The sequence below is a fragment of the Streptomyces spinoverrucosus genome (assembly GCF_006539505.1).
Taxonomy (GTDB): domain Bacteria; phylum Actinomycetota; class Actinomycetes; order Streptomycetales; family Streptomycetaceae; genus Streptomyces; species Streptomyces spinoverrucosus.
In genome coordinates this window covers 22194-28323 of record NZ_BJND01000090.1, presented here as the reverse complement: position 1 = coordinate 28323, position 6130 = coordinate 22194, and the positions used below count along the sequence as shown (strand labels likewise).

The window sequence follows — 6130 nt, the reverse complement described above, 5'->3', positions numbered from 1 at the left end:
TGCCGGGTGATCGTCAGGCCGTGCCCGAGGCGGGTCGCGATGGCGGCCCGGGCGGCCTTGGATCGGGCGGCGACGGCGCTGACGGCCTCCCGCTGAGCCGAGCGCCGAAGTGCGGGCCCCGCCCCCGGCGATCGTCACGCCCTGCCCGAAGTGGGACCGCTCACGTACGGTTGACGCATGACGAGCATCGGTGCTTCTTCCGGGATGGTCGACTGGAACCTCGCGGTGGCGACCGCGACCCGGCTCGTGCGGCCGGGCCCAGAAGTGAGCCGCGACGAGGCCCGGGCCGTCGTCGCGGAGCTTCGCCGGCACGCCAAGGCCTCGGAGGGGCACGTCCGGGGCTTCACCCGGATGGGCACCGAGGAGACCCACGACACCCCCGTCCTCGTGGTCGACCGCCCCGGCTGGGTCCGGGCCAACGTCGCCGGCTTCCGGGAACTGCTCAAGCCGCTGCTCGGCAAGATGCAGGAGCGGCGCGGCAACACCCCCGGCGGCGCGGTCCTCGGCGCCGTCGGCGGCAAGGTCACCGGCGTGGAACTGGGGATGCTGCTGTCCTTCCTGGCCTCCCGCGTCCTCGGCCAGTACGAGACCTTCGCCCCGGCCACCCGCGACCTCCCGGCCGGCGAGAACGGCGGCGGCAGGCTGCTGCTCGTCGCCCCCAACATCGTGCACGTCGAGCGCGAACTCGACGTCGAACCGCACGACTTCCGCCTGTGGGTGTGCCTGCACGAGGAGACGCACCGCACGCAGTTCTCCGCCGTGCCGTGGCTGCGTGATCACCTGGAGGGCGAAATCCAGTCGTTCTTGGCGGAGACCGACGTCGACCCCATGACCGTCCTCGAACGCATCCGCGAGGCCGCCCAGACGCTCGCCGGGGGCCGTCCCGAGGGCGAGGAGGACGACGGCGGCCGGTCCCTGGTGGAGCTGGTGCAGACCCCGGCCCAGCGGGAGATCCTCGGTCGGCTCACCGCAGTCATGTCACTGCTGGAGGGCCACGCCGACTTCGTGATGGACGGCGTCGGCCCGGACGTCGTACGGACCGTGGGGGAGATTCGCGAGAAGTTCCAGCAGCGCCGCGCCAAGGGCGCCTCCCGCCTGGACCTGGCCCTGCGCAAGCTGCTCGGTCTGGATGCCAAACTCAGGCAGTACCGGGACGGCGAGCGCTTCGTACGGGCCGTCGTCGACGAGGCCGGCATGGACGGCTTCAACCGCGTGTGGACCTCCCCGAACACCCTCCCCACCAAGGCGGAGATCGCCAAACCGGCGGACTGGATCGCACGGGTGCATCGCCGGAGTGAGACATGAGCGTGGGGTGAGGAGTGGTGAACCGGATCCGGCCGACGGCAGACGAACGTCCCTCCAATCACCCGTCCGAGGGACCGTGAGCCATGGGTAGGCGTGCAATGCTCGGGGAACGGCCCGGTTCTGTCACCATCTACACACTCTGAGTGACCGAGCCTCGGGCTCACCCCCCGAAAAAACTTCATGAAGGGAACCGGACAATGGGTCCCCATCCTGCGGTCGCGGCGATACGCCTGGCGGTCCGCCGCGTCCTCCACGACATCCTCACCGAGCACACCTCCACCCCCCACACCGCCGACCACACCGCCGACCCCCACGAGCGTCCCCCCTCCCCGCTCGTGCTTGTGGCCTGCTCCGGCGGCGCCGACTCCATGGCGCTGGCCTCCGCGGTCGCCTTCGAGGCCCCCAAACTCGGCATCCGCGCGGGCGGCATCACCGTCGACCACGGCCTGCAGCCCGGCTCCGACCTGCGCGCCGAGGAGGTCGTGCTGCGGCTGCGCGAACTCGGCCTGGACCCGGTCGAGTCCACCACCGTGCGCGTCGGCCGCGACGGAGGCCCCGAAGCCGCCGCCCGGGACGCCCGGTACGCCGCCCTGGACGCCGCCGCCGTACGCCACCAGGCCGCCGCCGTCCTGCTCGGTCACACCCGCGACGACCAGGCCGAAACCGTCCTGCTCGGCCTCGCCCGCGGCTCTGGCATCCGCTCCCTGTCCGGCATGGCCGCGGTCTCGGGGGCCGGCGGCCGTTACCGGCGGCCCTTCCTCCAGCTCGACCGGCAGACCGCCCGCAAGGCCTGCATGGTCCAGTCCCTGCCGGTGTGGGACGACCCACACAACGCCGACCCGGCCTACACCAGGTCGCGGCTGCGGCACGAGGGACTGCCCGCCCTGGAGAAGGCGCTCGGCAAGGGCGTCGTCGAGGCGCTCGCCCGGACGGCCCAGCTCTCCCGCGACGACGCCGACGCCCTCGACACCTGGGCCAGCCAGGCCGAGGCCTCCGTCCGCGACGCCGCCGGCGGCCTGGAATGCGCCAAGCTGTACGCCCTGCCGCCCGCGGTACGCCGCCGGATCCTGCGCCGGGCCGCCATCGAGGCCGGTGCACCGGCCGGTTCGCTGTTCGCCCGTCACATCGAGGAAGTCGACCGCCTGATCACTGGCTGGCGCGGTCAGGGAGCCATCAATCTCCCCGGCAAAGTCGTCGCCCAGCGCCAGGGTGGCAGACTGGTGATTCGGCAAGGCTGAATCCTTGCTCCCCTTTGGGGGGTGATGAGCGGCCGGTGGGACGACCGAAAGTGATGCGGGTGGACGCGAAAGACATGGGTGCCGACCTCAAGCAGGTACTCATCACCAAGGAAGAGATCGACGCCAAGCTGGCCGAGCTGGCCGCGAAGATCGACGCGGAGTACGCGGGCAAGGACCTGCTGATCGTCGGCGTCCTCAAGGGCGCGGTGATGGTCATGGCCGACCTCGCCCGGGCGCTGTCCACCCCGCTCACCATGGACTGGATGGCGGTGTCGTCCTACGGCGCGGGCACCCAGTCCTCCGGTGTCGTACGGATCCTCAAGGACCTCGACACCGACATCAAGGGCAAGCACGTCCTTATCGTCGAGGACATCATCGACTCCGGCCTGACCCTGTCCTGGCTGATCTCCAACCTCGGCTCCCGCGAGCCCGCCTCCCTGAAGGTGTGCACGCTGCTGCGCAAGCCGGAGGCCGCGAAGGTCGCCATCGACGTGGAGTGGGTCGGCTTCGACATCCCCAACGAGTTCGTCGTGGGCTACGGCCTCGACTACGCCGAGAAGTACCGCAACCTCCCGTTCGTCGGTACGCTCGCGCCCCACGTCTACGGCGGCTGAGCCGGACGGCTGGAGCCTTGTAGGGAGATCGGGAACCCCAGCGGGCCTCGCGCCGTTGGAGCATGCAGACGGGTTCGCCAGCCGTCCCGTGCGGCTTCGCGCAACAATGCTGGGGTACCGTCAGAAGAACTGTCTTTATCAAACTCACTATGGCAGGAGGGACGGGGCGGCACCGCTCCGTATGGATGGACGTGAAGCGATACTTCCGTGGGCCGGTCATGTGGATCGTGCTGGCCGTCCTTGCCGTGGTCGTGTTGATGCAGGTCGTCGGCTCGTCCGGGGGCTACAAGACGGTGGACACCGGCCAGGTCGTCCAGGCGATCAATGACAACAGGGTCGAAGCGGCCAAGCTGACCACCGGCGACGAGCAGACCATCAAGGTCACGCTCAAGGACGGCGAAAAGATCGAGGACAGCTCCAAGATCCAGGCGAGCTACATCGGCGACCAGGGCGCCAACCTCGCCTCCACGCTGCAGGACAAGTACCAGAACAAGCAGATTCCGGACGGTTACACGGTCACGCCGACCAAGCAGAACGCGTTCGTCAGCATCCTGCTGTCTCTGCTGCCCTTCGTCCTCATCGTGGTTGTCTTCCTGTTCCTGATGAATCAGATGCAGGGCGGCGGCTCCCGAGTGATGAACTTCGGCAAGTCGAAGGCCAAGCTCATCACCAAGGACACCCCCAAGACGACCTTCGTGGACGTCGCGGGTGCCGACGAGGCCGTCGAGGAGCTCCAGGAGATCAAGGAGTTCCTGCAAGAGCCGGCCAAGTTCCAGGCCGTCGGCGCCAAGATCCCCAAGGGCGTGCTGCTGTACGGCCCGCCCGGCACCGGCAAGACGCTGCTCGCGCGTGCCGTCGCCGGCGAGGCCGGCGTGCCCTTCTACTCGATCTCCGGTTCCGACTTCGTCGAGATGTTCGTCGGTGTCGGTGCCTCCCGAGTCCGTGACCTGTTCGAGCAGGCCAAGGCGAACGCCCCGGCGATCGTCTTCGTCGACGAGATCGACGCGGTCGGCCGCCACCGCGGCGCCGGCCTCGGCGGCGGTCACGACGAGCGCGAGCAGACCCTGAACCAGCTGCTCGTCGAGATGGACGGCTTCGACGTCAAGGGCGGTGTGATTCTCATCGCCGCGACGAACCGGCCCGACATCCTCGACCCGGCGCTGCTGCGCCCCGGCCGCTTCGACCGGCAGATCGCCGTCGACCGCCCGGACATGCAGGGCCGTCTGGAGATCCTCAAGGTCCACCAGAAGGGCAAGCCGGTCGCTCCCGACGTCGACCTGTCGGCGGTCGCCCGCCGCACGCCCGGCATGACCGGCGCCGACCTGGCGAACGTGCTGAACGAGGCCGCCCTGCTGACGGCCCGCAGCGACAAGAAGCTGGTCGACAACAAGATGCTCGACGAGGCCATCGACCGCGTCGTGGCGGGCCCGCAGAAGCGGACCCGGATCATGTCGGACAAGGAGAAGAAGATCACCGCGTACCACGAGGGCGGACACGCCCTGGTCGCGGCGGCCTCACCGAACTCCGACCCGGTCCACAAGATCACGATCCTGTCCCGCGGCCGCGCCCTCGGCTACACGATGGTGCTGCCGGACGAGGACAAGTACTCGACCACGCGCAACGAGATGCTCGACCAGCTGGCCTACATGCTGGGCGGCCGCGCGGCCGAGGAGCTGGTCTTCCACGACCCGACCACCGGTGCCGCCAACGACATCGAGAAGGCCACCGGCCTGGCTCGGGCCATGGTCACCCAGTACGGCATGACCGAGCGCCTCGGCGCGATCAAGTTCGGCGGCGACAACACCGAGCCGTTCCTCGGACGTGAGATGGCTCACCAGCGCGACTACTCCGAGGAGGTCGCGGCGCTCGTCGACGAAGAGGTCAAGAAGCTCATCGAGACCGCGCACAACGAGGCGTGGGAGATCCTGGTCGAGAACCGCGACGTCCTCGACAACCTGGTCCTGGCCCTCCTGGAGAAGGAGACCCTGGGCAAGGAGGAGATCGCCGAGATCTTCGCCCCGATCGTCAAGCGGCCGCCGCGTCCCGCGTGGACCGGCTCCTCCCGCCGTACGCCGTCCACCCGTCCGCCGGTGCTCTCCCCGAAGGAGCTCGCACTGACGAACGGCGCCAACGGCGCGACGGCGGCGATCACCGCGAAGAGCTCGGCGACGGAGCCCGCCCCGGCAGCCGAACCGGCCGCCCCGGAGGACCGTCCCGAAGCCTGAGCCCCGGGCCGCTCCCGCGGCCCACAGGCCCGGAATGGATGCCGCGCCACCCTGGTTCTAGCCTGGGGGGCGCGGCATCGACGTATGCGCACAGATGGGACGCGTCGCAGCACGCGTCAGGCACAGGAACGAGGCACCACATGACCGACCCCGTGACGCTGGACGGCGAGGGCACAATCGGCGAGTTCGACGAGAAGCGCGCCGAGAACGCCATCCGCGAACTGCTGATCGCGGTCGGCGAGGACCCCGATCGGGAGGGCCTGAGGGAGACACCGGCGCGGGTGGCGCGGGCGTACAAGGAGATATTCGCGGGGCTGTGGCAGCAGCCGGAGGACGTGCTGACGACGACGTTCGACATCGGGCACGACGAGATGGTGCTCGTGAAGGACATCGAGGTGTACTCGACCTGTGAGCACCACCTCGTGCCGTTCCGGGGCGTCGCCCACGTGGGATACATCCCGTCCACCTCGGGCAAGATCACCGGGCTGTCCAAGCTGGCCCGGCTCGTGGACGTCTACGCCCGTCGCCCGCAGGTGCAGGAACGACTCACCACGCAGATCGCGGACTCCCTGATGGAGATCCTGGAGCCGCGGGGTGTGATCGTGGTCGTGGAGTGCGAGCACATGTGCATGTCGATGCGGGGCATTCGCAAGCCCGGTGCGCAGACCATCACGTCGGCGGTGCGCGGCCAGCTGCGGGACGCGGCGACGCGGAACGAGGCGATGAGCCTGATCATGGCTCGCTGAGC

The 6130-nt window shown here is 69.4% G+C and carries 5 protein-coding genes; all 5 read left to right on the top strand.

Annotation, left to right across the window (positions count from 1 at the left end; genetic code table 11):
* The first annotated feature begins 177 nt into the window (after positions 1-177).
* The 5 genes from SSP24_RS38530 (at position 178) to folE (ending at position 6128) form a co-directional block, all read left to right on the top strand.
* Positions 178-1305 carry an Rv3626c family coenzyme F420 biosynthesis-associated protein gene (locus tag SSP24_RS38530; protein WP_141315288.1) on the top strand — a complete coding sequence of 376 codons (1128 nt, stop codon included), beginning with the start codon at positions 178-180 and terminating at the stop codon, positions 1303-1305.
* Between the two features lie 197 nt (positions 1306-1502).
* Positions 1503-2543: a tRNA lysidine(34) synthetase TilS gene (gene tilS / locus SSP24_RS38525; RefSeq protein ID WP_141315286.1), complete on the top strand. Its 1041-nt coding sequence runs from the start codon at positions 1503-1505 to the stop codon at positions 2541-2543.
* A gap of 53 nt (positions 2544-2596) precedes the next feature.
* Positions 2597-3157 (top strand): hypoxanthine phosphoribosyltransferase, encoded by a 561-nt coding sequence (gene hpt / locus SSP24_RS38520; RefSeq protein WP_141315294.1) that lies wholly within the window; start codon positions 2597-2599, stop codon positions 3155-3157.
* 185 nt (positions 3158-3342) lie between these two features.
* On the top strand, positions 3343-5382 hold the full coding sequence (gene ftsH / locus SSP24_RS38515) for an ATP-dependent zinc metalloprotease FtsH (protein ID WP_141315292.1): 2040 nt from the start codon (positions 3343-3345) through the stop codon (positions 5380-5382).
* Positions 5383-5522: 140 nt separating this feature from the next.
* A complete protein-coding gene (gene folE / locus SSP24_RS38510; protein ID WP_141315284.1) occupies positions 5523-6128 on the top strand; it encodes a GTP cyclohydrolase I FolE in 606 nt (201 codons plus the stop codon).
* Positions 6129-6130 lie beyond the last annotated feature (2 nt).

Excerpts from the sequence above, each read along its gene's own strand:
- SSP24_RS38530 (WP_141315288.1), top strand. The coding sequence starts at position 178 with ATGACGAGCATCGGTGCTTCTTCCGGGATGGTCGACTGGAACCTCGCG.
- tilS (WP_141315286.1), top strand. The coding sequence starts at position 1,503 with ATGGGTCCCCATCCTGCGGTCGCGGCGATACGCCTGGCGGTCCGCCGC.
- hpt (WP_141315294.1), top strand. The coding sequence starts at position 2,597 with ATGCGGGTGGACGCGAAAGACATGGGTGCCGACCTCAAGCAGGTACTC.
- ftsH (WP_141315292.1), top strand. The coding sequence starts at position 3,343 with ATGGACGTGAAGCGATACTTCCGTGGGCCGGTCATGTGGATCGTGCTG.
- folE (WP_141315284.1), top strand. The coding sequence starts at position 5,523 with ATGACCGACCCCGTGACGCTGGACGGCGAGGGCACAATCGGCGAGTTC.